The sequence below is a fragment of the Bradyrhizobium sp. STM 3566 genome, from assembly GCF_045571445.1.
GTDB classification, from domain to species: domain Bacteria; phylum Pseudomonadota; class Alphaproteobacteria; order Rhizobiales; family Xanthobacteraceae; genus Bradyrhizobium; species Bradyrhizobium vignae.
In genome coordinates, this window is sequence record NZ_CP120692.1 from 1,125,205 (window position 1) to 1,150,238 (window position 25,034).

Annotated in this window: 26 protein-coding genes; 3 read left to right on the plus strand and 23 right to left on the minus strand. The window is 64.9% G+C overall.

The genetic code is table 11. The features are described 5' to 3' along the window. Positions 1 to 8 precede the first annotated feature (8 nt). From P6U27_RS05350 to P6U27_RS05360, 3 genes are read right to left on the minus strand one after another with little or no spacing between them, the layout of a single operon-like run. Positions 9 to 557: a gluconate 2-dehydrogenase subunit 3 family protein gene (locus P6U27_RS05350; protein WP_122400970.1), complete on the minus strand. Its 549-nt coding sequence runs from the start codon at positions 555 to 557 to the stop codon at positions 9 to 11. A 44-nt stretch (positions 558 to 601) separates the two neighbouring features. Beyond that, complete coding sequence (locus P6U27_RS05355) at positions 602 to 997, minus strand: VOC family protein (RefSeq protein ID WP_122400971.1); 396 nt, start codon at positions 995 to 997, stop codon at positions 602 to 604. Next, positions 998 to 1,384: a cytochrome c family protein gene (locus tag P6U27_RS05360; RefSeq protein ID WP_164936755.1), complete on the minus strand. Its 387-nt coding sequence runs from the start codon at positions 1,382 to 1,384 to the stop codon at positions 998 to 1,000. It abuts the gene before it with no gap. A 304-nt stretch (positions 1,385 to 1,688) separates the two neighbouring features. Here P6U27_RS05360 and P6U27_RS05365 point away from each other — a divergent pair, with 304 nt between their 5' ends. Next, positions 1,689 to 1,994 carry a hypothetical protein gene (locus tag P6U27_RS05365; RefSeq protein WP_122400972.1) on the plus strand — a complete coding sequence of 102 codons (306 nt, stop codon included), beginning with the start codon at positions 1,689 to 1,691 and terminating at the stop codon, positions 1,992 to 1,994. A gap of 163 nt (positions 1,995 to 2,157) precedes the next feature. On the opposite strand, the gene arfB is transcribed toward P6U27_RS05365, so the two are convergent. From arfB to P6U27_RS05400, 7 genes are all read right to left on the minus strand, one after another. Further along, positions 2,158 to 2,574 carry an alternative ribosome rescue aminoacyl-tRNA hydrolase ArfB gene (arfB, locus tag P6U27_RS05370; protein ID WP_407193725.1) on the minus strand — a complete coding sequence of 139 codons (417 nt, stop codon included), beginning with the start codon at positions 2,572 to 2,574 and terminating at the stop codon, positions 2,158 to 2,160. A 119-nt stretch (positions 2,575 to 2,693) separates the two neighbouring features. Further along, the gene (locus P6U27_RS05375; RefSeq protein WP_129142577.1) at positions 2,694 to 4,160 is read right to left on the minus strand and encodes a pitrilysin family protein; all 1,467 of its coding nucleotides are present in this window, start codon (positions 4,158 to 4,160) and stop codon (positions 2,694 to 2,696) included. Next, entirely contained in the window at positions 4,079 to 5,473 is a 1,395-nt protein-coding gene (locus P6U27_RS05380; RefSeq protein WP_407120270.1) for a M16 family metallopeptidase, read from the minus strand. The genes P6U27_RS05375 and P6U27_RS05380 overlap by 82 nt, the downstream gene beginning before the upstream one ends. 203 nt (positions 5,474 to 5,676) lie before the next feature. Further along, positions 5,677 to 6,399 carry a hypothetical protein gene (locus tag P6U27_RS05385; RefSeq protein WP_162500545.1) on the minus strand — a complete coding sequence of 241 codons (723 nt, stop codon included), beginning with the start codon at positions 6,397 to 6,399 and terminating at the stop codon, positions 5,677 to 5,679. A 96-nt stretch (positions 6,400 to 6,495) separates the two neighbouring features. Then, on the minus strand, positions 6,496 to 6,990 hold the full coding sequence (lspA, locus tag P6U27_RS05390; protein WP_122400977.1) for a signal peptidase II: 495 nt from the start codon (positions 6,988 to 6,990) through the stop codon (positions 6,496 to 6,498). Positions 6,991 to 7,000: 10 nt separating this feature from the next. After that, positions 7,001 to 10,045 (minus strand): isoleucine--tRNA ligase, encoded by a 3,045-nt coding sequence (gene ileS, locus P6U27_RS05395; RefSeq protein ID WP_129142575.1) that lies wholly within the window; start codon positions 10,043 to 10,045, stop codon positions 7,001 to 7,003. Positions 10,046 to 10,252: 207 nt separating this feature from the next. Continuing rightward, positions 10,253 to 11,224 (minus strand): bifunctional riboflavin kinase/FAD synthetase, encoded by a 972-nt coding sequence (locus P6U27_RS05400; protein WP_122400979.1) that lies wholly within the window; start codon positions 11,222 to 11,224, stop codon positions 10,253 to 10,255. Between the two features lie 229 nt (positions 11,225 to 11,453). On the opposite strand from P6U27_RS05400, the gene P6U27_RS05405 reads away from it, so the two are divergent. Beyond that, a complete protein-coding gene (locus P6U27_RS05405) occupies positions 11,454 to 11,849 on the plus strand; it encodes a response regulator (protein WP_122400980.1) in 396 nt (131 codons plus the stop codon). Positions 11,850 to 11,967: 118 nt separating this feature from the next. Here P6U27_RS05405 and P6U27_RS05410 read toward each other — a convergent pair whose 3' ends face one another. From P6U27_RS05410 to uvrC, 9 genes are all read right to left on the minus strand, one after another. Beyond that, positions 11,968 to 12,822, minus strand: a complete 855-nt coding sequence (locus P6U27_RS05410) for a TIGR01459 family HAD-type hydrolase (RefSeq protein WP_122400981.1) — start codon at positions 12,820 to 12,822, stop codon at positions 11,968 to 11,970. A 15-nt stretch (positions 12,823 to 12,837) separates the two neighbouring features. Then, a complete protein-coding gene (locus tag P6U27_RS05415) occupies positions 12,838 to 14,307 on the minus strand; it encodes an EAL domain-containing protein (protein ID WP_129142574.1) in 1,470 nt (489 codons plus the stop codon). Between the two features lie 248 nt (positions 14,308 to 14,555). Next, the gene (locus P6U27_RS05420; RefSeq protein ID WP_209295929.1) at positions 14,556 to 15,686 is read right to left on the minus strand and encodes a YihY/virulence factor BrkB family protein; all 1,131 of its coding nucleotides are present in this window, start codon (positions 15,684 to 15,686) and stop codon (positions 14,556 to 14,558) included. Further along, positions 15,686 to 16,288, minus strand: coding sequence for a phage holin family protein (locus tag P6U27_RS05425; protein ID WP_209295930.1), 603 nt, complete (start codon positions 16,286 to 16,288; stop codon positions 15,686 to 15,688). The genes P6U27_RS05420 and P6U27_RS05425 overlap by 1 nt, the downstream gene beginning before the upstream one ends. Before the next feature lie 87 nt (positions 16,289 to 16,375). Beyond that, positions 16,376 to 17,335 carry a 50S ribosomal protein L3 N(5)-glutamine methyltransferase gene (gene prmB, locus P6U27_RS05430; RefSeq protein WP_407193726.1) on the minus strand — a complete coding sequence of 320 codons (960 nt, stop codon included), beginning with the start codon at positions 17,333 to 17,335 and terminating at the stop codon, positions 16,376 to 16,378. Further along, entirely contained in the window at positions 17,335 to 17,802 is a 468-nt protein-coding gene (locus tag P6U27_RS05435) for a molybdenum cofactor biosynthesis protein MoaE (protein ID WP_129142572.1), read from the minus strand. The genes prmB and P6U27_RS05435 overlap by 1 nt, the downstream gene beginning before the upstream one ends. Before the next feature lie 198 nt (positions 17,803 to 18,000). Beyond that, a complete protein-coding gene (gene moaD / locus P6U27_RS05440) occupies positions 18,001 to 18,252 on the minus strand; it encodes a molybdopterin converting factor subunit 1 (protein ID WP_122400987.1) in 252 nt (83 codons plus the stop codon). Next, on the minus strand, positions 18,249 to 18,866 hold the full coding sequence (gene pgsA / locus P6U27_RS05445; protein WP_122400988.1) for a CDP-diacylglycerol--glycerol-3-phosphate 3-phosphatidyltransferase: 618 nt from the start codon (positions 18,864 to 18,866) through the stop codon (positions 18,249 to 18,251). The genes moaD and pgsA overlap by 4 nt, the downstream gene beginning before the upstream one ends. A gap of 97 nt (positions 18,867 to 18,963) precedes the next feature. Then, on the minus strand, positions 18,964 to 21,036 hold the full coding sequence (gene uvrC, locus P6U27_RS05450) for an excinuclease ABC subunit UvrC (protein WP_129142571.1): 2,073 nt from the start codon (positions 21,034 to 21,036) through the stop codon (positions 18,964 to 18,966). Positions 21,037 to 21,285: 249 nt separating this feature from the next. Between uvrC and P6U27_RS05455 the strand changes: the two genes are divergently transcribed. After that, on the plus strand, positions 21,286 to 21,909 hold the full coding sequence (locus tag P6U27_RS05455; protein ID WP_164936754.1) for an outer membrane protein: 624 nt from the start codon (positions 21,286 to 21,288) through the stop codon (positions 21,907 to 21,909). Positions 21,910 to 22,080: 171 nt separating this feature from the next. On the opposite strand, the gene P6U27_RS05460 is transcribed toward P6U27_RS05455, so the two are convergent. From P6U27_RS05460 to P6U27_RS05475, 4 genes are all read right to left on the minus strand, one after another. Continuing rightward, entirely contained in the window at positions 22,081 to 22,296 is a 216-nt protein-coding gene (locus P6U27_RS05460) for a cold-shock protein (RefSeq protein WP_008544396.1), read from the minus strand. 252 nt (positions 22,297 to 22,548) lie between these two features. Beyond that, positions 22,549 to 23,409 carry a 23S rRNA (adenine(2030)-N(6))-methyltransferase RlmJ gene (locus P6U27_RS05465; RefSeq protein WP_129142569.1) on the minus strand — a complete coding sequence of 287 codons (861 nt, stop codon included), beginning with the start codon at positions 23,407 to 23,409 and terminating at the stop codon, positions 22,549 to 22,551. Positions 23,410 to 23,597: 188 nt separating this feature from the next. After that, positions 23,598 to 24,290 carry a ribonuclease T2 family protein gene (locus P6U27_RS05470; protein ID WP_129142568.1) on the minus strand — a complete coding sequence of 231 codons (693 nt, stop codon included), beginning with the start codon at positions 24,288 to 24,290 and terminating at the stop codon, positions 23,598 to 23,600. A gap of 119 nt (positions 24,291 to 24,409) precedes the next feature. Next, positions 24,410 to 24,871: a hypothetical protein gene (locus tag P6U27_RS05475; protein WP_162500122.1), complete on the minus strand. Its 462-nt coding sequence runs from the start codon at positions 24,869 to 24,871 to the stop codon at positions 24,410 to 24,412. Between the last annotated feature and the right edge of the window lie 163 nt (positions 24,872 to 25,034).

Below are 25,034 nucleotides of genomic sequence, written 5' to 3' on the forward strand. Positions count from 1 at the left end.
TGGGTGCGTTAAGCCTTCGGCAGCCAATCGATGTCGGCGAAGCCACGATTGATGTAGCCGCCGTGCTCGGCGGAGGAGCCCTCGTAGCCGAAGCGCGGCCAGACCTCCTTCTGGTTGTAGAGCGAGACGACGAGATCGCCGCGCACCTTCTGGAAGAAGTCGCTCTGCTCGATCTCCTTCAGCAGCACCACGCGGTCGGCCTCCCAGGGCACTTCGACATAAGGCACCTTGTGGCGGTCGCGCGCGTTCTGATCGAGCCGCGCAATGCCGTCGCTGATCAGCGATTTGACGGCGGGATCCTTCGCCGCCTTGCCGTCCCAGGGCTTGATTGCGGTGATGTAATAGCTGTCGCCGAGCACATCGTGCGGATAGATGTCGCGCGCGACCTTCAGCAGCGTCTTCATCGTCGCGGGCGAGAGCGTGGTGGCATCATCGGCCCAGGCATCCCCGATGCTGGTGGCGATACTGGTCGCGACAGCGACGACCGGCACAGCGGTCGCCGCGCCCTTGAGAAAGACGCGGCGGCTTTGCTTGCTTCGACGATCGATTTCTCTCATGGCATTCCTCCGTGGATTTTTGTGATTTGGTTCTTGTGATTTGATCAGCCGAAGCGTCCGCCTCGCTGGATCACCTCTATCTTGTAGCCATCGGGATCGCTGACGAAGAAGAAGCGCGCCAGCGTCTTGCCGCCGTGCTTGAAGTCGCGCAGCGGCCCCGGTGCGAGGCTCTCGCGCTCGAAGCGAGCATGCTCGGCATCGAGATCCTCGACCACCACGGCGAGATGGCCGTAGCCATCGCCGAGCACGTACGGCTCCTTGCGATCGAAATTCACCGTCAGCTCCACCTCGAAAGGTGAGGAGGGGTGACGCAGATAGATCAGGGCGAAATCCGCGAATTTCAGGTGGTCGGCGACCTCCAGGCCGAAGGCGCGCCTGTAGAAGTCGAGTGAGCGCGCCTCGTCGCGCACGCGGATCATGGAATGGATCGGCTTTGCCATTCAGTTCTGCTCCTTGAGAAAGGCGATGATGGCGGCGCGCGTCTCGGGCTTGGCCTGCCGGTAGACCATCACCACGCCGGGAATGACGGCTTGCGGATTGGCCAGCCACGCATCGAGCCGGGTCTCGTCCCAGGTGAAATCAGCCTTGGCGAGGCCGTCCGAATAATGGAAGCCCTCGACCTTGCCGGCGGGACGGCCCAGGACCTTGACCAAAGGGGGGCCTTGCCGCATCGGCTCCGACAGGCTCAAGGTGTGACACACCGCGCATTGCTGCTTGAACAGTGTGGCACCGTCCGGCGGCCTTGTGGCCGGCAACGGCATCTGCGCGTCGGCAACCCTGACCAACAGCACCATCGCGGTGCACAATCCCAGCACGACCACGCGCATCGTCAAGAATCCGCCCAACTGCATCGACGTGCGCAAACACTAGGCGCGGCCAAACATGCGGTGGTAGTAGCGGGCTGTGTCGCTACGCGCGTCGATGCTTGTGGCGTGTGGTGCTCCGCGCTGCCTTATATGCGGAGCACAATTCCGCGAAAGCGCCGTCAAATCCCTAAACGTTCACCACATGATGCGCATTGCATGACGGTCGCGCCGCTTGAACTCTCTACGCGATGCAATGGTCCGGTGCAGACGAGGCGGCGCAGGGAGCCGCCGAGCCATTCATTGCGAAAAAATCCAGGAGAAATGGATGAAGTTGGTGAAGACCTCGATGATCGCATGCGCTCTGTCGGCTCTCGTTGCGACGCCTGTTCTCGCGCAAGGCGCGCCACCCGCCAAGACAGGCGGCACGGTGCAAAGCAAACCCATGCAAGGCGGCACCATGGGCAGCGGTGACGAGGAGATGAACGCTCAGCCGGGCGCAGCGGGCGAGAAGACCGGCATGAAATCAACCAAGGGCACCAGGGGCACGGTCGGCACCACGGGGAGCGCTGCGCACAAGGGAACAGCCGACGATTCCACCACAGGCGGCGCAGCCCCGTCGAAGCGTTACTAAAGCATGATCCGGAAAAGTGCGAAGCGGTTTTCCGGAAGATCATGCGCAAAACAACAGCCTGAAGCGCGATGACGATTCGTCCAAATCTCATCGCGCTTTGGGCTCGCCGGCGCAACCGGCACAACTCCGGTCGCGTTGCGGCCGGAGTTTCCTGCCGCGCCGGTTAGTCGTCGAAGCGGCCGCCGCGTCCGGCCTTGATGTCGCTGCGGCGCTTCTTGCCTTCGAGCCGGCGTTGCTTGGAGGCGTAGGTCGGCCGCGTCGCGCGGCGCGGCGTCGGCCGCACCATGGCCTCCTTGAGGATCTCGACGAGGTGGTCGATGGCGTCCTGGCGGTTGCGCTCCTGGGTACGGAAGCGCTGGGCGTGGATCACGATGATGCCGTCCTTGGTCATGCGCTGGCCGGCGATGCGGGCGAGGCGCAGCGCGGCATCCTCGGGCAAGGTCAGCTTGCGGGTGTCGAAGCGCAGTTGCGCGGAGGTCGCGACCTTGTTGACGTTCTGCCCACCCGGGCCGGAGGCGCGGACAAAGCCGATCTCGATGTCGTCCTCGTCGATGACGAGATCGCGGGATATCCGCAGCATGATGGCACCATTCGTGATGTCCGGACATACCGCGGACGCCGGCCCTCAGCAATGGCGCTGCCGCGAAACGCAAATGGCCGGGCGAGCCCGGCCATTTCAGGAAGCGTATGGAGAGGAGGTCAGTTCGATTTCGGCGCCGTGGCTGCCGGCTGTGCGGCGGCCTGCGGGGTGCGGCCGACGACGACGGTCAGCAGCCCCTGGCCCCAGAGCCGCTTGGCGGCCGCCTTGGCATCGTCCAGCGTCACCGCATCGACGATGGCATTGCGCTTCTCGATGTAGTCGATCGGCAGTTTGTCCTGCTGATATTGCAGCAGTGCCTGGGCGAGCTTGGACGAGGTGTCGAGCGCCAGCATCTGCGAGCCCTTGAGGTAGGACTTGGCCTCGTCCAGCTCCTTCTGCGTCGGGCCCTCCTCGGCAATGCGGCGCACCTCCTTCTCGATGGCATCGATGGTGTCGCCGGCGCGGTCGGCGCGGGTGCCGGTGTTGCCGATAAAGACCGCCGAATGCTCCATCCAGAGCAGCGATTCGAACACGGAATAGGCGAGGCCGCGCTTCTCGCGCACCTCGCGATAGAGCCGCGAGGACAAGCCGCCGCCGCCGAGGATGTGGTTGACGACATAGGCGGCCATGAAGTTCGGGTCGCTGCGCTTCACGCCGGGGCCGCCGAAGGTGATCACGGTCTGCGGCACGTCGAGCGGCACGAAAGCGCGTTGCGGCGGCTTTGCAGCCTCGACGTCCGGGACTGGCGTCAGATTAGCCTTTGCGGGCAGGCCACCGAAGGTGTGGTCGAGCAGCTTGCCCAAGGTCGCCGGATCGACGTCGCCGACGACCGCGATCTTGAGCCCATCCTTGGCGAGAACGCGGCCGACATAATCCTTCAAGTCGGCGACCGTGATGGTCGGCACGCTGTCGAGATTGCCGTTGCTTTGCCGGCTGTAGGGATGATCGCCGAAGGCGACCTCGAGGAACTTGCGGCTCGCCAGCGAGGTCGGATTGGTGGTCTCGCGGCGCAGGCCCGAGATGACTTGCGAACGGATACGCTCGACGTCGGCACTGTCGAAATGTGGCGAGGTCAGCGCCATCCTGAGCAGGTCGAAGGCCTCGTCCTTGTTGTCGCGGAGCATGCGCAGGCTGCCGCGGAAGGTGTCGCGCGTGGCGCTGAAGGAGAGCTCGATGGCGCGGCGGTCGAGCCGTTCATGGAACATCTTGGAATCGAGATCACCGGAGCCTTCGTCGAGGAGGTCGCCGACCAGATTGGCGACGCCCGGCTTGTCCTTGGGATCCTGCGCCGAGCCGCCCGCGAAGGAATATTCCATCGCGATCAGCGGCACCGTCGCGTCCTGCACGAACCAGGCTTCGATGCCGCCCGGCGAGATCAGGTGCTGGATCTTTGCGGCCGCCTGCGAAGGCGAGACCGCCGCCAGCGCAAGCGCGGCGCCGGTGACGAAGGACAGCGCGAAATGTCTCGTGCGCGGGAAGTGTGATGCGCGAAGGAAGGAATAGGTCACGAACGCTTCTCCTCGCGCTTGGCGGTGGCGGTGTCCTTGATCAGATAGCCCGTCACGGAACGCTTCTTCTCGAGCCATTTCTGCGCAGCGGCGCGCACCTGCTCGGCGGTGACGGCGCGGATGCGATCGGGCCAGCTCCTGATGTCCTCGATCGACAGGCCCGTGCTCAGCGCGCCGCCGTACCAGCGTGCCAGTACGGCCTGGTTGTCCTGGGCATAGATCGCCTCGGCAATCAGCTGGGTCTTGACCCGTTCCAGATCCTCGGCGCGGATCGGGTTCTGCGCGACGTCGGCGATGACGCCGTCGACCGCCTGTTCCACGTCTGCGAAGCTGACGCCGGGTTTCGGCGCAGCCGAGATCGCGAATTGAGTCGGGTCGAGCGAGATGCTCGAATAACTGGCGCTGGCGGAGACCGCGAGCGACTTGTCGACGACGAGGGCGCGGTAGAGATAGGAATTGCTGCCGCTGCCCATCAGCTGCGCCAGCACGTCGAGGGCCGCGCTCTCGCCGGCCGCGGCCGTGGTGGCCGATGGCACCAGATAGTAGCGCCGCATGTTCGGCTGCTCGACGCGCGGATCGGCCAGCGTGACGGTGCGTGGGGCGGCGGGCTCCGGCTCCTGCGGACGGATACGTCGCGCCGGGATTGCGGGCTGGGCGGGAATGGCGCCGAAATTGCGCTCGACCAGCGTGCGGATTTCGGCGGCGTCGACGTCGCCGGCGATCACCAGGATCGCGTTGTTCGGCGCATAGAAGCGACGATAGAAGGCGAGCGCATCCTCGCGATCGAGCTTCTCGATCTCCTGGTGCCAGCCGATCACCGGCCGGCCATAGGGATGATTGAGGTAGAGCGCCGCCATGATCTGCTCGTTGAGCCGCGCGTCCGGATTGTTGGCGACGCGCATGTTGTACTCTTCGAGCACGACGTCTCGCTCGGGCAGCACGTTCTCGTCCTTGAGGACGAGGCCTGTCATGCGGTCGGCCTCGAACTCCATCATGGTCGGCAGCTGCTCTTTCGGCACGCGCTGGTAATAATTGGTGTAGTCGACCGAGGTGGAGGCGTTCTCGTTGCCGCCGACACGGAGCACGGTCTGGGAGAATTCGCCGACTGGATGATTCGAGGTGCCCTTGAACATCAGGTGCTCGAGGAAATGGGCGAGGCCGGACTTGCCTGGGGTCTCGTCGGCCGAGCCGACCTTGTACCAGATCATCTCGGTGACCACGGGGGTGCGGTGATCCGGGATCACCACGACCTGCATGCCGTTATCGAGCGTGAAGCTGGCGGGTGGGGCCGATGTGACCGTGGTCTGGGCAAGGGCGGCGCCGGCCGAAAGGACACTGGTCGAAAGCAGCGCGGCAAGAAGGCAGGCAGCCGATCGGTAAGAGGACATCATGAACCCTGGTGAAAGGTCGAGCCCGGATCTTCCGGCTCGGAAGGCACGGCATGGTACACCGTGCGGCTGAGGCTTCGCGTCACGAAGCAGAGAACTCAACGCGTAGGCAAGTTACTGATAGGCAATCTTGGATGGCGTCGGGCGGACATGAGCCGCCGACGCTCGATTCGCGTCGCTCAGAATGCAGCGACGGGACAGGAACGCTATTGTTCCTTCTCCTTGCCGGACATGATGTCGTAGTACATCCGCCGCGACTTGTCCGGCCCGGCGCCATAGGCATAGTTCGGCGAGGGCGTCTGGTAGCCCGGCGGCGGCTCGACCAGCGACTGGCGCGGCGGCTCGCTGACGAATTTCTTCTCTTCGGTGGCGTTGCCACCCTTCATCATGTTCCACAGGCCGCCAGAGTAGCCGAGTTCGGCGGGGCTGAGTGACGGATTGCCATTGGTACCCGGCTGGATCGGGTCATTGCTTGTCCGGGGCGCTGCCGCGACCTGGCCGGCCTTCATCTCGGCGGGCGTGAGGGGCTGGGCGGCTTGCCAGTTCTCCGTTGCTTTGGTGGCCTTCTTGCGCGCGGCGATGGCCTCCTTGCGGCGCTTCTCGTCGGGATCCTTCGGCCAGTTCGGCGCAGCCTTGGCTTCAGTCGCAGGCGGCGGCAGATCGAGGTTGGGCGGCACGACCAGCGGCGAGCGCTCGCGGTATTCGATGCCCTTCTTCTCCATGCTCTTGGCGCCGAGGCCGGACATCAGATTGTCGATAAGCCTCTCTTCGAAGGTCATATCGTCTTCCTCGTCGTCGTCACCGGCGCGGGCCGCGCCGGTCGACATGACGAGACCGATGCCGAGTGCGACAGCAGACAATTTCAATGCCCGCCAAAGCCCCCACCGGGGGTCTCGCACCATCGAACCGCTGGTCATCGCGCTGCGCATCACTTTACCTGTTCCATATTGTGGCAGATTGCCGCTCGCGCGCGGCTCCAACCTCGCAAAAGCGGGGTTCCACCGGCCGGTCCGTATCGGCCGGGATCAGGGCGCTTTTGCGGCGGGTACCCCCAGGATGGAATCATACAATAGCGCCGCCACCCCAGCAACGATGGCCACATCCGCGAGGTTAAACACATACCAATTATAGGTATTTCCGGCGATCTCGATGTGGAACAGAGCGAAATCGATCACTGCCCCGTGGACGAAGCGGTCTATGCCATTGCCGACGGCACCGCCGATGATCAACCCCAGGGCGACGGTCGCAAGCCGGGTGTGCGATCGGACCATCCAGATCGTCAGGGCGACCACAGCGATGACCTTCACAGCCATCAGCGCGAGCTGCGCCGCCTGATCGTCGTTCTGGAGCCAACCGAAGCTGATCCCGACGTTCTTGGCCAGCACCAGGTCGAAGAACGGCGTCACCCGCACTGCGCCGCGACGGGCGAGGTCGAACACGTTCAGGAGCCAGAGTTTCGAGGCCTGGTCGGCCACGAGCGTGACCACGGCCGAGAGGATGCCGGCGCGGAGCGGGGTCATGGCCGATCGATCAGACGCTCACCCCCAGCGCCTTCCATTCGCGCAGCGCCTTCGCGTCGCGCGGGGTGACGTCGGGGTATTCAGGGTCCTCGCCGACCGTCGGCGAAATCTTCCAGGAGCGGGCGCATTTGGTGCCGACCGCCTTCTCCACCACGACCGCGACGCCGGGGACAGCATCGAGACGGAATACACCTGCCGGCGCCTCGTCCTCTCGCACCTCGTAGTTCGAGGTGATGCAGACTTCAGCGAGATCGACGTCGAACAAGGTCGCCAGCATGGCGCGATCGGCGACATAGATCACCGGCGAAGCCTCCAGCGAGGAGCCGATGTTCTTGGCGGCCCGTTCCAACTCGAGCGCGCCGGTGACGACGCGACGGACGTTGCGGATCATCTCCCATTTCGCGGCGAGTTTGTCGTCGCGAAAGGCTTCGAGATCGGTCGGGAACAGCGTCAGATGCACGGACGGCTCCGCGTCGGGCCGGTACATGCGCCAGGCTTCCTCCGCGGTGAAGCTGAGGATCGGGGCCAGCCATTTCAGGATCGAGGCGCACAGCAGGTCGATGGTCGTCAGCGCCGCTTTGCGCGTCAGTGACGACGGCGGATCGCAATAAAGCGTGTCCTTGCGGATGTCGAAGTAGAACGCGGAGAGCTCGCTGTTGAGGAAGGCGGACAGGATCGCGACCACGGTCTTGTAGTCGAACTCCCGATAGGCCTTGCCGATCGCGGCGGCGCGCACCGCGAGCTCGTGCAGCATGAAGCGCTCGAGCTCGGGCATGTCGGCGGGCGCGACCGCGTCGGCAGGCTTGTAGTGATGCAGCGTGCCCAGCATCCAGCGCACGGTGTTGCGCAGCTTGCGATAGGTCTCGACGGTGTTCTTCAGGATCTCGGGCCCGATGCGCTGATCGTCGGTGTAGTCGCAGGACGCGACCCAGAGTCTCAAGATGTCGGCACCGGATTCCTTGATGACGGCCTGCGGCTCGATGGTGTTGCCGAGCGACTTCGACATCTTGCGGCCGTCCTCGGCCTGCGTGAAGCCGTGAGTCAGAACGATGTCGTAAGGCGCGCGGCCGCGCGTGCCGCAGCTCTCCAGCAGCGAGGAGTGGAACCAGCCGCGGTGCTGGTCCGAGCCTTCCAGATACATCACCGTGTCGGTGCCGCCGTCGACCTTGCGCTTGATGCCTGACAGCCCCGGGAAATGCACGGGGTCTTCCAGCACGAAGGCGTGGGTCGAGCCTGAATCGAACCAGACGTCGAGAATGTCGTCGACCTTCTGCCAGTCCTCGCTCGCGCGGGGCCCGAGGAAGCGCTCGCGCGCGCCCGTCGCATACCAGGCGTCGGCGCCTTCCTTCTCGAAGGCTTCGCCGATGCGCGCGTTCACCGCCTCGTCCTGGAGGATCTCGGCGGAGCCGTCGCCCTTCTCGCGCACGAACACGGCGATCGGCACGCCCCAGGCGCGCTGGCGCGAGATCACCCAGTCCGGGCGCGCCTCGATCATGCCATTGATGCGGTTCTCGCCCGATGGCGGCACCCATTGCGTTACCGAGATCGCGTGCAGCGCGCGGGCGCGCAGCGTGTCGCCGCTCTTCGCCTTGCCGCCCTGCGCCACGTCCATAGCGCCGGGCTTGCCCGGTGCGTCCACAACAGGTTTGTCCATCGCGATGAACCATTGCGGCGTGTTGCGGAAGATCACCGGCTTCTTGGAGCGCCAGGAGTGCGGATATTGATGCTTGAGCCGGCCGCGCGCGAGCAGCATGCCTCTGTCGACGAGCGCCTTGATCACGGCCTCGTTGGCATCGCCCTTCTCGCCCCTGTCGTTGATGACACGCTTGCCGGTAAAGCCGGGCGCATGATCGGTGTAGGCGCCGTTCTCATCGACAGTGTAGGGGATCGCGGTGTTGATGCCGCGCGCATCGAGATCGCGCGCCTGCGCCATCCAGGCGTCAAAATCCTCCCGGCCATGGCCCGGCGCCGTGTGCACGAAGCCGGTGCCAGTATCGTCGGTGACGTGATCGCCGGGCAGCAGCGGCACGGTGAATTCGTAGCCGCCGGCAAGGCCCTTGAGCGGATGAGCGCATTCGATCGCGTCCATGGTGTCGCCGGGGACGTCGCGCACCTTCTCATAGGCGGTCACACGCGCTTGCTTGAACACCTCTTCAGCGAGTGCGTCAGCGAGGATCAGAAGGTCGCCGGTCTTGGCCCAATTGTCCGCGGGCGCGTCCGAGACCTTGTAGAGGCCATAAGCGATCTTCGGCGAGAACGAGATGGCGCGGTTGCCGGGGAGGGTCCAAGGCGTGGTGGTCCAGATGACGACGCTCGCGGAGGCAAGCGCACCGTGCGCTGGCGAGGTCACCGGGAATTTCACCCAGACCATGTCGGAGGTGTAGTCCTCGTACTCCACTTCGGCTTCGGCCAGCGCGGTCTTCTCGACCACGCTCCACATCACCGGCTTGGAGCCGCGATAAAGCGTGCCGTTGGCGGCGAACTTCATCAGCTCGCGCGCGATCTGGGCTTCGGCGGGATAGCTCATGGTGGCGTAGGGATGGTCCCAGTCGCCGATCACCCCCAGGCGCTTGAATTCCTCGCGCTGCACGCCGAGCCAGTGCGTGGCATAGGCGCGGCACTCTCTCCGGAAATCGATCATGGCGGCACTGTCGCGGAAGTCGGGCTTCTGCTTGCCCTTCTTGCGATAGTGCTCCTCCTCGACCTTCCACTCGATCGGCAGGCCGTGGCAATCCCAGCCCGGCACGTAGTTGGAATCGAAGCCGAGCATCTGCTGGCTCTTGGTGACGAGATCCTTCAGGATCTTGTTCAGCGCCGTGCCGATATGGATGTTGCCGTTGGCGTAGGGCGGCCCATCGTGCAGCACGAACTTGGCGCGGCCCTTCGCACTCTCGCGCAGCTTTTCGTAAAGGCCGATCTCGTACCAGCGCTTGAGGATCTCCGGCTCGCGCTGCGGCAGGCCGGCGCGCATCGGGAATTCGGTCTGCGGCAGGAACAGGGTTTTCGAATAGTCTTTGGCTTCAGACTTTTGCGACTTTTGCGGCTTTTCGGACATGAGGCTGACTGGCTCGGAGGTGGCGCGGGGAACGGCTGGGCGATGCGGAATCGCGGGGTGAAACGACGAAATCCCGGTCTTGCGCCGAGCCTTGAGGCTCAGGCGGAAGCCGGGCCGCTAATCCCTATGATGCGCCGCGCAAACATGGGCTCTCCATAGCAGGGGGGCGGAGGAAGCGCAAAGGTTCGGCTGGCCCGGTTTCGGCCCTTAATCGATCACGCCCAGCCTCGGAAACGCGTCCGGGGCAGCGGCCAGGATGGCGCGGGCGCGGCCGGAATCGTCGTCCATCTGGCGGATCAGGGCCTCCAGGCTGTCGAATTTCAGCTCCTCGCGGATGAAGCCGATGAAGGCGCAGTCGAGCGCCTGCCCGTAAAGGTCGCCCTTGAAGTCGAACAGGAAGATTTCCAGCAGCGGGGCGCCGTTGTCGAAGGTCGGGCGGCGGCCGAAGCTCGCCACCCCATCCAGGCGCTCGGTCCCCCGGCCGACCCGCACCGCGTAGATGCCGTGCTTGAGGCCGCAATTGGCATCCAGGCGGATGTTGGCGGTGGGATAACCGAGGTCGCGGCCGCGCTTCTCGCCATGGATGACTTCGCCGGTGATGAACCAGGGCGCGCCCAGCATGGTGGTGGCTTGGTCGAGCTGGCCCTCGGCGAGGGCGATCCGGATGGCACTGGAGGAAACCGGCCGTTCGTCGATATCGACATGCGGTTGCACGTCGACCTCGATGCCGAGCCGGGGCGCTTCGTTGACGAGAAGGCTCGGCGAGCCGACCCGTCCCTTGCCGAAATGGAAGTCGTAGCCGACCGCGATGCCGCTGACCCCGAGACGCCCGATCAGGTCATGGCGAATGAAATCTTGCGCGCTGGTTCCGGCACGCGCCTTGTCGAAGGTCATGACAACGGCGCCGGCGAGCCCGGTACCGGCCAAAAGCCGCAGCTTGGCCCGCTCGTCCGTCAGGCGGAATTGCGGGGTGTTGGGGCTGAAAAACCGCCGCGGATGCGGCTCGAAGGTCAATGCCAGCGCAGGGCGGCCATGCGCTCGGCCCATCTCCAGGGCAGCCGCAATCACGGCGCGATGGCCGAGATGAACGCCATCGAAATTGCCCATGGCGACCACGGCGCCCCTCGGAATGGCGGAATCCGGCGTTGTGTCGCGGATAACGGTAAAAGGCGGAGCCATCAGGGGAATTCTCGAACCGGGCAGGACCGGCCCGGACCGTGGCGCGACCGGCCCTGCGAAGTCAAGCGGCGGGGCGGGCAGACATTGAACACGATTTCAATCCTTCGGAGCGGCCCCCAGTTAACGGGCTGTTTAAGGCCTCGATGCTAGTGCTTGAGGCGTGGAACTGCCGGGCGCCGGCCTGGCAGTCCGATCGTAATATTCCTGGGTTTGCGTTGGGGGAGTCGAGATGGCGGTTGATTTGACGATGCCGGTTCTGGTGGTGGATGACTACAGCACCATGATCCGTATCATCCGGAATCTGCTGAAGCAGCTTGGCTTCGAGAATATCGATGATGCCAGCGACGGTTCGGCGGCGCTGAACAAGATGCGCGGCAAGAAGTACGGGCTCGTGATCTCCGATTGGAACATGGAGCCGATGACGGGTTACGACCTCCTGCGCGAAGTTCGCGCGGATCCGAACCTCGCCACTACGCCGTTCATCATGATCACGGCCGAATCCAAGACCGAGAACGTGATCGCGGCGAAGAAGGCCGGCGTGAACAACTACATCGTGAAGCCGTTCAACGCGGCGACGCTGAAGACGAAGATCGAGGCGGTCTTCCCGGACATGGCGAGCGCGTAAGGTGCTTTCGTGTCCCGGACGCGGCGCTGCGCCGGGACCCCGTCCATTCACGACATCGGTTGCGGCTTCTGGCCCCGGCTCTGCAGCGCTTCGAGCTGCGTCCGGGGCACGATATTTTCTACCACTTCAATTCGCGCATCAGCGCCTTCGGCGGGTGGCCGAACAATTCCATCACCGAATTCGGGTCGAGCTGGTCGAGACCCTCGAACTCCTCGGCATGGATGCCGCGGGTCACGAACAGGCAGTCGATGCCGAATTCGCGCGCGCCGGTGAGATCGGTGCGGACGGAATCGCCGATCGCCAGCACCTTTTTGCGATCGATCTGATGGCCCTGCCGCTCGCCGGCGAGCGCCATGGCGCGCTCGTAGATCGGGCGGTGCGGCTTGCCGTAGAAGATCACCTCGCCGCCGAGCTCGCGGTAGAGCTCCGCGATGGCGCCGGCGCAATAGATCAGCCGGTCGCCGCGTTCCACCACGATGTCGGGGTTGGCGCAGACCAGCGTCAGCTTGCGCTCGCGCGCCTTCAGCATCATGCCGCGATAGTCTTCCGCCGTTTCGGTCTCGTCGTCATAGAGACCGGTGCAGACGATGTAATCGGCTTCCTCGAGCGGCGCGGTCATCGCATCGAGGCCGCGATAGATCGAATTGTCGCGCTCGGGACCGAGCCAGAACATCTTGCGGCCGGGATGCTCGGCCACATAGAGCCGGGTCAGGTCGCCTGAAGATACGATCGCGTCATAGGTCTCATCCGGGACGCCGAGCTTGCGCAATTGCCGCTGCACGGAATCGGCCGGGCGCGGCGCGTTGGTGATCAGGATCACCGTACCGCCGCGGCTGCGACAGGTGTGCAGCGCCTCGCAGGCTTCGGGGAAGGATTCCAGCCCGTTATGGACCACGCCCCAGATGTCGCTGAGCACAACGTCAACGCCGCCCACGAGCTCGCGCAGGCCTTCGGCAAAATGCAGCGTGGTCATGATGCGCGCGGCCGATCAGATGCGGCGCGCGAGCGCCGCGTTGCCGGTGATGCGTTGTGGTGGAGGCGCAGAAGACGTTGCGCCTGAGCTTTGTGTGCCGGAGCCATGAGGTCCCTGAATGTCTTTCGCCTGGTTCGGCGGCGCCCCGGCGGTAGCAGATGCCCCCTCCGGCCGCAATGGCCGGGGCGGCGCGAACAGGAAGCCCTGGCCGAACCGCACGTCGTAGTCGAGCAGATCGACCACGGCGCGCTCGCCCTCGATCCGCTCGGCGATCAGGTCGATGCCGAAGCGGCCGAGCAGGTCCGAGAGGTCGGACGGATGGATGTCGGAGGTCGAGGCCTGCCTGGGATCGAGCAGCAGCGCGGCCGGCACCTTGATGAAGCGTACCCCGCGATCGGCCAGCTCGCGCGGCTCGATCCTGAGATCCGTGACATGGTCGATCGAGAAGCGGAAGCCGCGCTGAGCGAGCGCGGCGAGGTTCTCGGTCTCGGCCGGGCCGAGATGGCGGAACGTCGACTGCTTGAACTCCAGCACCAGTGAGGGCGCGAGCGCGCGGTTGGCTTCGAGGAAGTCGAGGCATTGCGTGAAGGTGGTGGAATTGCCGAGCGTGGAGGCCGCCACGTTACAGAACACGCCGACGTCCTTGTTGCGCACCATCAGGCGCCGCAGCACCTGCACGCAGCGCAGCATCACCATGTTGTCGATGCGCCCGATCAGCCCGGAGGCTTCGGCGATGCTGATGAACTCCTCGGCGGCGATCAGCTGGTCGCGCTCGTCGCGCAGGCGCGTCACCGCCTCGTAGAACCGCACCTTGCGCTGCGGCAGCGTTACCATCGGCTGCAGGAAGATGTCGATGCGGTTCTCGTCGATCGCATTGCGCAGCGTCGCCAACAACTGGGTCTGATTGCGTCCATTGCCGCTCTGAACCGGGTTGGCGGTTTGGGCCTGAATCGCCGGCGCCGGCCGCGGCGGCACGGAAAGCGGAGGAGGGGCGACCGGCTTCTCCTCCTCGTGGGGAGCGGCCAAATCGACCGGCATCTCCGGCTCGGGCCTCGTGACCGGGGCGGGAGCCGGCGCGTTGCCGGCCAGCAGATCCTCATGGGCAGCCACGGTGGTGGCGAGCTGCCTGACCAATCCGCCCAGTTCGTTGATCTCGCCGATGACCGACTGGACGCGGTCGGAATTGGTCGAATTGGACGAGGCGATGCGGCCCTCGAGCGCTGCAAGCCGGCGGCCGAACTCGGCCACCTGCCGGGCGAGGTCGGCAGTGCCCCGCGAGAGGTCGGCAATCTGGCCGCCGACGTCGCTGCGGTCGCGCAGCCGCATCGACACCGCGTTGTAGAGGATCAGGAAGGTCAGCGCGGTCAGCGCCACGATCGCCGATTCCGTTCCGCTGATGCCGGCGACCGAATAGAGCACGAGCCCGAGCGAGGCCGCGACCAGGACCATGCAGATGGCGATGAAGATCGTCGAAATGCGAATCATGCCGCGCGTTCGCCTCAAGAGCTGACTGCTTCACCCGGGAAAACACGGGCCGCGTCCGAACCCGTCACGCCTCATGCTCCCCGAAGCACGCATGAAGCTAACATCATTGTTGATTCGAGGGGATAGCGACCGTCTCACAGTCCGGTCGGTCCGCCGCCGAAAGGCTTCTATCGGTATATCTGGACCCGCGATCACGCTCATCGCGCCCGAGACGCGGTCGGGCCAAGCTCCGGGCTGATCGCCCCCGCTCAAAATGGCGCGGGGGCGCCGACCGTGTCGGCCGAGACGGCTTCGCGGCTGCCGAGCGGCTTCGGCCGTCCGGTGGTGGTGTCGCGCAGCGTCTGCCGTTCGATCTCCGAGTTCAACTCGGCGCCGAACATGATGACGATCGCCGACATCCACATCCACATCATCAGGCCGATCGCAGCGCCCAGAGAGCCGTAGGTCGCATTGTAATTGGCGAATTCCGAGAGGTACCAGGAGAGCAGGGCCGAGCCGGCGATCCAGAGGATGGCCGCCGTCACCGCCCCAAGGCTGAGCCATTGCCATCGCGGGGCGTCGCGGCTCGGGGCGAAGCGGTAGAGGATGGCGAGCGCCACGAGCAGGATCAGGAACAGCAGCGGCCATCGGGCCAACGCCATGATCAATTTGCTTTCGGGCGCCATGCCGAGATGATTGAGCGCTAGCGGGAAGGCGACGACGGCCCCCACCATCAGCAGCAGTGCCACGATGCCGCCGACGGTGAAGGCCAGCGAGACCATGTTCAGGCGGATGAAGCTGCGCTTCTCGCGTTCCTCATAGGCGACATTGAGGGCGTCGAAGATCGCCTTGACCCCGGCATTGGCGCTCCAGATCGCAAGCACAAAGCCGAACAGGAATGTGGCCCCCAGCGCCGTGTTGCCCTTCGAGACCACGCGCCCGACCTGCTCCTCGACGATCTCGAACGTGCCCTGGGGCAGCATCATCGCCAGCTTCTGGAGGTTGGCGCTGATCGTGGCGGGATCGGCGAACAGGCCATAGGAAGAGACGACCGCCGTGACTGCGGGGAAGATCGCGAGCAGCCCGAAGAAGACGACGCCGCCCGCCGTCGCGAGCAGGCGATCCTCGTCGATACGCTGATAGGTCCGCCAGAAAATGTCCTTCCAGCCCGACCAAGGGATGTCGAATGGACTTTTCGCCCGGCGGCCACGGCCGGGCTGCACGGCGGCGCTCGCCGGGCTCGTTTCCGGTGAGTTCGCTTCGGCTTTGCGGTGGTCCTGCGGAGGCCCCAACCGGATCAGGCCAGAATCCTGAAAGTAGCGCTCCGCCGTCAGCACGAAGACCGCCGTCGCCGCCACCAGCAGCCAGGAGTCGATCGGTTCGGAGCGCCGCGCCAGCATCATGCCCCCAGACTGTGCCTGTGGCGCCGCCTCCGGGCGGCCGTCAGTCCGACCAGACCGACGGCCGCGAGCATCAGGCCAAGTTGCACGGGGCGGTTGGCGCGGACCGGCCAGGTGCTGTTGCCGTAATGTTTGCCGCCGTGACCGCGTTCGCCCGGCGCGAGCGGTGCGAGGGGAATTGTCGTTGCGACCTCCTTCACCGCCTGCTTGACCGTTCCGCGCGGGATCCGCGGCGTCGCGACCGCCACGCGCAGGCGGCTCCCAAGCGGCACGATCGGCTTGGGCTTGCGCCTCATCTGCGCCATCGCCACCCCGGCACAGACCGCAGCCAACACCAGCAGCACTGCGCCGACCGCGCCAAAACCCCAGAATTGCCCGTAACTGATGGCGATCCAGCGGTACAGGGCGATCAGCCCGACGAAAAGTGCCGCGACAACGAACAGGCCCGCGGCTGCGAACAGTCCGCCGGCCACGGCGTAAGATGTCACCTTGCCCGTTGCCTGGCTGGTCTGGTCACGCAGATAGGATTGAGCGGCGCGTTTGAGGTGGTTGAGCTTGAGCGCCACGCCGGCGCGCAGCAATTCGCCCGATGGCGCGAGCATGCGGACATCCTCCGAGAGCGAAAAAATGCATCGGAGGATGAACGTGGCGCTATTTGACTTGTTCCGAAGCGCGCGCGTCGCAAAGGCTCAGCCGAGATCGGCGGCTGCGATCCAGAACACCTCGCCCTCGGAATCTTCGGTGTCGAGCCAGAGCAGCGGCAAGTCCGGAAAGGCCTCGTTGACCAGCTCGCGGCCGCGCCCGATCTCGCAGATCAGCCCGCCGTCCGGCGTCAGGTGATCGGGCGCATCGCGCAGGATGCGGCGCACCACGTCGAGACCGTCGGCGCCGCCGTCGAAGGCGAGCTTTGGTTCGGCCCGGCACTCGGGCGGCAGCGCCGCCATGCCCTCGGCATCGACGTAAGGCGGGTTGGTGATGATCAGGTCGTATCTGTTGCCGCCGAGCGGGGCGAAAAGGTCGCCGCGATGGAGGCTGATCCGGTCCGCCAGCCCGTATTCGCCGACATTGCGGGCGGCGACTTCAAGCGCACCCTTGGAGATATCGACGGCATCGACGGTGGCGTTCGGGAAATGATGCGCGGCGAGGATCGCAAGGCATCCCGATCCCGTGCAGAGATCGAGCACGCGCGCCACGGCCGTTGGATCATCGATCAACGAGCCGGCATCGCCGTCGCCGCCGAAATGCGAATCCAGCAGCTCGCCGATGAACGAGCGCGGAACGATGACGCGCTCGTCGACATAGAAGGGCAGGCCGCGCATATAGATCTTGTTGACGAGATAGGCGGCCGGTTTGCGCGTTGTGACGCGCTTATGAATCAGATCGATGATGGCCTTGCCTTCCGCTGCGGTGACGCGCGCGTTGGCGAAGATATCGAATTGTTCGGGATTGAGATGCAGCGCCTCGCAGATCAGGAAGGCGGCTTCCGCGACCGGGTCGATGGTGCCGTGGGCAAAGGCGAGCCTGGCTTCGACGAAGCGGCTCACCGCATAGCGGACGAAGTCGAGCAGCGTGACAAGCTCGCCGGGCCCCACCTTTGCAAACTTCGGCGCCGCGCGGCCGCGCGCGGTCTTTCTTGCAGTTTTTGCCATCAGGATTTCGTCCAGCGCGCGGCGGCCTCGTCGTCACGGGCGTGGGCCTCGACCCAGCCGGTGCCGGTGGCGCTCTCTTCTTTCTTCCAGAACGGTGCACTGGTCTTGAGATAGTCCATCAGGAACTCGGCCGCCTGGAATGCGGCCTGGCGGTGCTGCGAGGCGGTCAGCACCAGCACGATGTTCTGGCCGGGCATAAGGCGGCCGACGCGGTGAATCACCGTGACGCCATTCAGCGGCCAACGCGAGGTCGCCTCCTCGACATGGCGCTTGATCTCCTCTTCCGCCATGCCCGGATAATGTTCGAGCGTGAGCGCGGCGATCTTCGCGCTCTCCTCGTCGGCGCGGCAAATGCCGGAGAAGCTCACGACCGCGCCGATGTCGGTGCGGCTCTTGGTCAGGACCGCGATCTCGCGCGCGATGTCGAAATCGTCCTCCTGGATGCGGATGGTGACGGGACAGGTCATGATCGTGCCGCTTCGACACCTCTCCCATCGGGAGAGGTCGCGCCGAAGGCGCGGGTGAGGGGATACGCCCTCTCGTGAGACCTCTGTCCCATCACCCGGATCGCGCCGGACGATGCTTTGCATCGCCGCGAGCGATCCGACCTCTCCCCGTTGAGAGGTGAGGCGGCGCCGCACGCTGGTCTGTTCCAGGACATCGGCCTAGCCGCCGGTCATCGGCGGGAAGAACGCGATCTCGCCGGCGCCGGCGATCACGGCGTCTGATTTGACGTGGGCGCGGTCGATCGCGGCGCGGATCACCTTCGGCTTCTCGAATGCATACGCATGGGCCTCGCTTTGGCCGGAGAGCCAGGCGATCAGCTCCTCGACGGTGCGCACGCTTCCCGGCGGCTCGATCGTCTCTTCGGCCTTGCCGACGCGTTCGCGCACCCAGGCGAAATACTTCACCTTCATCCCTCGTCCTCCTTGATGAGGTGATGGATGCCGGCGCGGAAATAGTCGTAGCCGGTGTACATGGTGAGGATCGCAGAAGCCCACAGCAGCGCCAGTCCGATCATCGAGACGACCGGCACCACCTCGTCCCCGGCTGGACCAGCGAGCAGGAAGCCGATGGCGACGAGCTGGACCGTGGTCTTCCATTTGGCGAGCTTGGTCACGGGCACGCTGACGCGCAGCGCGGCGAGGTATTCGCGCAGGCCCGAGACCAGGATCTCGCGGCACAGGATCACGATGGCGGCCCACAGCGACCAGCCGTGGATGATGCCGTCCGCGGCCAGCATCAGCAGGCAGGAGGCAACCAGCAGCTTGTCGGCGATCGGGTCGAGCATCCGGCCGAACGCCGATTGCTGATTCCAGATCCGCGCATAATAGCCGTCGAGGTAATCAGTCACCCCGGCCGCGATGAAAAGGGCGACGGCGAGCCAGCGCAGCCAGAGCGGCTGATCCAGAATCGACTGCGCATAGATGCATCCGACCACGACCGGGATCGCGGCGATCCGGCCATAGGTCAGGATGTTGGGGAGGGACATCGCGCGGCTGGTCGTCCCTCGTGTCGTGGCGATGTTCATCCGTCCTACCAATACCGCTCGGGCCCCAAGGTCAACCGTTCCGCTCCCCAGATGGGCGCGGGATGCAACGACCATATGACCGCGGCCCCCCTTTAGTTCATCCCGGCTGAGGATGGAAATATTCGAAAATCCTGCGGGCGCTCTCGGCGCTCACCCCCGGAACCTTGCCGAGATCGGCGATTGAGGCCCGTTCGATCTCCTTCAGGGTTCCGAAATGGTGCAGCAAGGCACGTTTGCGTGACGGGCCGATGCCCGGAATCTCCTGCAAGCCGGCCTCGCGGATGTCCTTCTTGCGCAGCTTGCGGTGCGAACCGATGACGAAGCGGTGGGCCTCGTCGCGCAGGCGCTGGATGAAATAGAGCACGGGATCGCGCGGCTCGAGTTTGATGGCCTCGCGTTCCGGCATGAACAGGGTCTCGCGGCCGGCATCCCGGTCCGGCCCCTTGGCGACGGACATCAGCGACACCTGGGTCAGGCCGAGATTTGCAAAGATCTCGCGAACGGCGTTGAGCTGGCCGCGGCCGCCGTCGATGATGACGAGGTCGGGCCATTGCGGGAAATCGTCGTCCTTGGCCTTGTCGTTTTCCCTGGCTGCACCGTCCTCGGGGGGATTGATCAGGCGCTTGAAGCGGCGCTCGAGCACCTCGCGCATCATGGCGTAGTCGTCGCCGGGCGTCAGCCCTTCCGACTTGATGTTGAACTTGCGGTACTGGTTCTTCACGAAGCCGTCGGGGCCGGCGACGATCATGGCGCCGACCGCATTGGTGCCCTGGATATGGCTGTTGTCATAGACCTCGATACGCTTGGGCGCATGCGGCAGGTTCAGCGTCGCGGCCATGGCCTCGAGCAGGCGGCTTTGCGTTGCGGTGTCCGCGAGCTTGCGGCCGAGCGCCTCGCGCGCATTGGTCAGCGCGTGAGTGACCAGCTCCTTCTTCTCGCCGCGCTTGGGCGCAGTGATCTCGACCTTGTGGCCGGCCTTGATCGAGAGCGCATTGGCGAGCAGCTCGCATTCCTCGATCTCGTGCGAGAGCAGGATGTTCCTCGGCGGCGGCTTGTCATCGTAGAACTGGGCGAGCAACGAGCCGAGCACCTCTTCCGGCGTAAAGCTCTTTTCCGCGCGCGGAAAATAGGCGCGGTTGCCCCAGTTCTGGCCGGTGCGGAAGAAGAACACCTCGACGCAGGAGAAGCCGCCCTCCTGGTGGATGGCGAACACGTCGGCTTCCTCCACCGTGCGCGGATTGATGCCCTGCTGCGACTGGATCGCCGACAGTGCGGCGAGGCGGTCGCGGTAGAGTGCGGCGCGCTCGAATTCGAGCTCGCTGGCCGCCTTCTCCATCTCGCCGGCGAGCTCCTGCTTCACCGCATGGCTCTTGCCGGAAAGAAAGTCGCTGGCCTCGCGCACCAGCGTCGAATAACCGCCGAAATCGATCTCGCGGGTGCACGGACCGGCGCAGCGGCGGATCTGATACAGCAGGCAGGGGCGGGTGCGGCTCTCGAAGAAGGAATCGGTGCAGGAGCGGATCAGGAACGCGCGCTGCAGCGCCGTGATGGTGCGGTTGACCGCGCCGGCGGAGGCGAACGGGCCGAAATAGCGGCCGGGCCGGGTCTGTGCGCCGCGATGTTTCAGGATCTGCGGCGCCCAATGGTCGCCGGTGATCAGGATATAGGGGAACGACTTGTCGTCGCGCAGCTGCACGTTGAAGCGCGGCCGCAGCTGCTTGATGAGGTTGGCTTCCAGCAGCAGGGCCTCGGTCTCGGTGTTGGTCGAGACGATCTCCACGGTCACGGTGGCCGCGATCATGCGCAGGATGCGGGCCGGCAGCGGCGCACTCTGGCGCGCATAGCTGGACAGTCGCTTTTTGACGTTCTTGGCTTTGCCGACATAGAGCACGTCGGCGTTCGCATTGAGCATGCGATAGACGCCGGGCGAGGTGGGTGCGAGCCGAACCGCGCGCTCGATCGCCTCATGACCGGTCGCCAGCGGGCCTTCGCCAACCGCGCCGCTCTCTTCCAGGATATCCGGCAGCAGCGCATCGTCCTCGTCGTCGCCGCCCGCTGCCGCGGGATCGACGTCCGGCGCTGCCAGGCGCTCGGGCGGCGCGTCGGTCGCACCAGGGCGCGGCGACTTACGCGCGCGGTCGTCCGGATTGTCGGAGGAATCGTGAACCATGGGGCGAATTTAGGTGCTGGGGGGGCCGATTTGAAGTTCCGGCCTTGCTGCACGCACAGGATGGCGGCCAGTTCCCGGTAACGCTTCCTTAAGTCTGTTAAGCGGGCGGTAACCCGACTTAACAGCCCTTTAACTTAAAACTCTCGATAAATCCTGCGCGAAAAGTTCTTGGTTCCGTAACCATGCGACGGTGTCGGCGCGGCGGCGCGGACATCGCGAGGGGTTGCGACAGTTGCGTTGGAGTGAGTGATGAAGAGGTTCGTTGTGGGCGCAGCCGCGTTGGTTGCCGCCGGCTGGACAGCTTCGGCAGAGGCCGCCGATCTCAATTACGGGCAGCGTGCGCCCTATACCGTCAATCAGCCGCTCAATGCCTATAGCTGGGCAGGTCCCTATCTCGGGGGCAACATCGGCTATGAGTGGGGCTCGGTCGACAACAACCCGACGAAGCCGTCGGGCTTCGTCGGCGGTGTCCAAGCCGGCTACAATTTCCAGAACGGCCCGTGGGTGTTCGGTGTCGAAGGCGACATCCAGGCGAGCGGTGCCGACGATACCTTTGCGCCGTGGAAATTCTCCAATCCGTGGTTCGGCACCCTGCGCGGCCGCGCCGGCTATGCGTTCAGCAATGTGCTGTTCTACGGCACCGCCGGTCTCGTTTTCGGCGAGCTGCGTGGGCAGACCTTTGGCTGGACGGAGTCGCACACCACCGCGGGCTGGACCATCGGTGCTGGCGCGGAAGTCGGCCTCGCGCCGAACTGGAGCGCCAAGCTCGAATATCTCTACATCGATCTGTCGACGAGCCAGTTCGCCATTACGGGCGTGTCAAACGGCTATAGCGCCAGCGTTGTCCGCGCAGGCGTGAACTATCACTTCTGACATCCAAAGAAGAAAATACCGGACCAGCCTCCCGGCCGCTCGCGGCCGGGATTTTTTTACTCAGGGCTCGCTAAAGCATGATCCGGAAAAGTGCGAAGCGGTTTTCCGGAAAGATCATGCGTAAACAACAAGCTAAAGCGCGATGACGATTCATCCAAATCTCATTGCGCTTTAGGAGAGGATCACCAAATTGACCGCTTTCGGTCCCTTCCCCTTCTTGTCCGGTTCGACTTCGAAAGTAATACGCTGTCCTTCGGCAAGGTCTTTCAGTCCCGCCCGCTCCACAGCGGTGATGTGAACGAAGACATCGCGACCGCCGTCATCGGGCTTGATGAAGCCGTAGCCGCGCTCGCCGTTGAAGAACTTGACCGTTCCCGTCATGGCCATCGGGAAACTCCCCCTCATTGCTCCTCCGCCGCGACGCAGACTCACGTCACGACATGACCGGGCCTCACGGAGCCCGGGAGCTGGCCATCCTTGGACGGACCTCATCGGTCCGGCGGGATCTTTCTTAGGGCCTTCACTCCGCCGCAACCATTCGCGGAAGCGGAACGTAAAGCCAGTCACAGAAACAGCATAATACGGTTCTTTGCAGATTGACTACGGGTCCTGCATATTTTTCCCAAGAATGCCGGAGTGTTACAGTCTCGGCACCTCCAATCGGAATCTGGCAGCCCCGCCCTGGCCGAGCGGCATTTCCAGCTCGGGCAGGATGGTCTTGAGCTCGCCGTGCAGCGTATAGGGCGGATTGACGATCAGGAGCCCGGTGGAGGTGAGGGCGGCGCCGTCGGCTTGCGGCGCGACGCTGAATTCGAGGCGCAGGCATTTCCCCGGCGGCTTTGCTGCAGCTGCGAGCCGCGCGACCGTTTGGGCCAGCGTGTCGGTGGCCCGCCGATTCTTGGCCGGATACCAAATAACATAGATACCGGTCGGCCATTTTGCGAAGGCCGCCGCGAAGGCCTCGCCCAGCCGCTCGAACTCGTCCTTGGCTTCGAACGGCGGGTCGATCAGCACGAGGCCGCGCCGCTCCTTCGGCGGCACGAAGGCCGGCAGCGCCACCCAGCCGTCGAGATCGACCACGCGGGCCTGCTCGTCGCGGCGCAGCACGTCGATCAGCGCTTTCCGCGCCTTCGGCTCGAGCTCGCAGGCGACGAGGCGGTCTTGCGGTCTGAGCAGGCCGCGCGCAATCAGCGGCGAGCCTGGATAAGCCCTAAGCTCGCCCTTCGGATTGAAGGCGCGGACGATGTCGAGATAGGGCTTGATCAGCGCCGCGGTCTCGTTCGACAGGCGCGCCTGCAGCAGCCGCGCAATGCCGGTCAGCCATTCGCCGCCGCGGCGCGCCTCGTCGCTGTCGAGATCGTAGAGCCCGGCGCCGGCATGGGTGTCGATGACGCGGAACGCCGCGGGCTTGTCCTGCAAGTAAGTGAGGATGCGCGCCAGCACGATGTGCTTGATGACATCGGCGAAGCTGCCGGCGTGGAAGGCGTGGCGGTAGTTCATGAAACAGCACTACGCTACGTGATCGCTTCAGCAAAGAGGCACGATCACATGTCCCGGACGCGGTGCAGCGCGTAACGCTGCGCCGCTGAGCCGGGACCCAGCTCTTTCTCGTATTGGGCCTCAGATCAGCAGCGCACTACGCCGCGGTTCGCGGCGTAGTGCGCTGAATCCCGGCCACAAGAGCGGGGCTACCCGCCCCTGATCGGCGGCATCGTCACCTGGTCGCGGCGGCAGGCGCGGCGCTCGATCTCGTCGCAGGCGCGGAATTGCAGGTCCTTGCTGAGGCAGATGCGGACCTCGGAGAGCCGGGTCCGGTTGCAGGTGACCGAGATGGCGGCATTGCTGAGACCGGGATTGGCCTTGATGAAGGCTTCCTCGACCTCCGCCGGCGCCACGGTCTTGGCCTGCGACAGATCGAGATATTCGGGCGGAATCTTGATCGCGGCGCGCGCCTTGCGGATCGTCTCGAAATAGCTGCGGCCTTCGAGCCCGGAGCAGGTGCCGTGTTTGTCCCATTCGTTGAAGATCAGGCCCGGCGCCGGCATCAGGTCGAGCATCGAGGAGACGATGCTGCGATTCAGCCGCGGCGCCGGCCGCTGGCAGTATTCCGGAAAGCCGTTCTCATATTGCGGCCACAGCCCATGCACCACGAAAGCGTAGGGCCGTCCGCCGCATTGCATCTGTGACCGGCCGCCGCGTTCTGCCGCTTCCTCGCAGAACGATGGCGACCATGACAGCGAAAGCACATAGAAGTCGAATTCGCCGGGCGCGTTCTGCCGCTTGTCCTGGGCCTTCGCACCGCCGGCGAGAGTTGCCAACCCGGCAGCAAGGGTCAGCGAGATCATCAGACGGGACAACGAACGCAATCTGGAATGAAACATGGCGACGCCCTCAACTAGACTGTGCACGCAGCCTAGCAGGCGGTTGGAACATTTCAAGAACAAAATTTGGAGCCGCTCTCGTGCGCCGGCCGATCAGCCCGAATCAGGCGCTCTTCGGATCAGGGTTTGGCGGCGCGGCAGGCCGGGTTGTAGGCCCAATTGCGATCGAGCCCGACCACGCACCACTCGACGCCGTTGCCGTAGCCGGCAAAGCCGCCGTCCTCGATGAGCGAGAAATGCACCCTGCGCACCTTGCCGTCGTTGAGCATGGCGTCAGCGGTGCAATAGCGGCGCGGAATGTTATCGGACTGCCAGGGGCGGAACGCGACCTCGCGAACGGCCGAGAAGCCGGTGATCTTCAAGGAGGAATTCCAGAACGAGCTTTCTTTCTCCCAGAACTGGGTGGCGATCGTCGGCAGCGCCTTGTCGCAATCGGCAACGGCGCCGTCGTAGCGCGGGCCGCTCAGCCAGAAATTCAGCTCAAGTCCGTTGGCGGCCTTGGCTTCGCCGAGCGACAGTGCCCCGAACATGAGGCCGAGCACGGCGGCGAAGCGGAGCGATTTCGAGGAGGGGGCGCGCATGATCAATCCAGACAGCTGAGGTCTTGCGAAGGTCGGACGGTGCCGCGAAGGCCGGGGGAGGTCAAGTGCAGCGCGGCAACACTTCGCCAGGAGTTGACCAAGACGTCGCGGCCAACTGGCCTTCGGTTCTTTTCACTTCCATCCCGGCACCGTAAACTGCCGC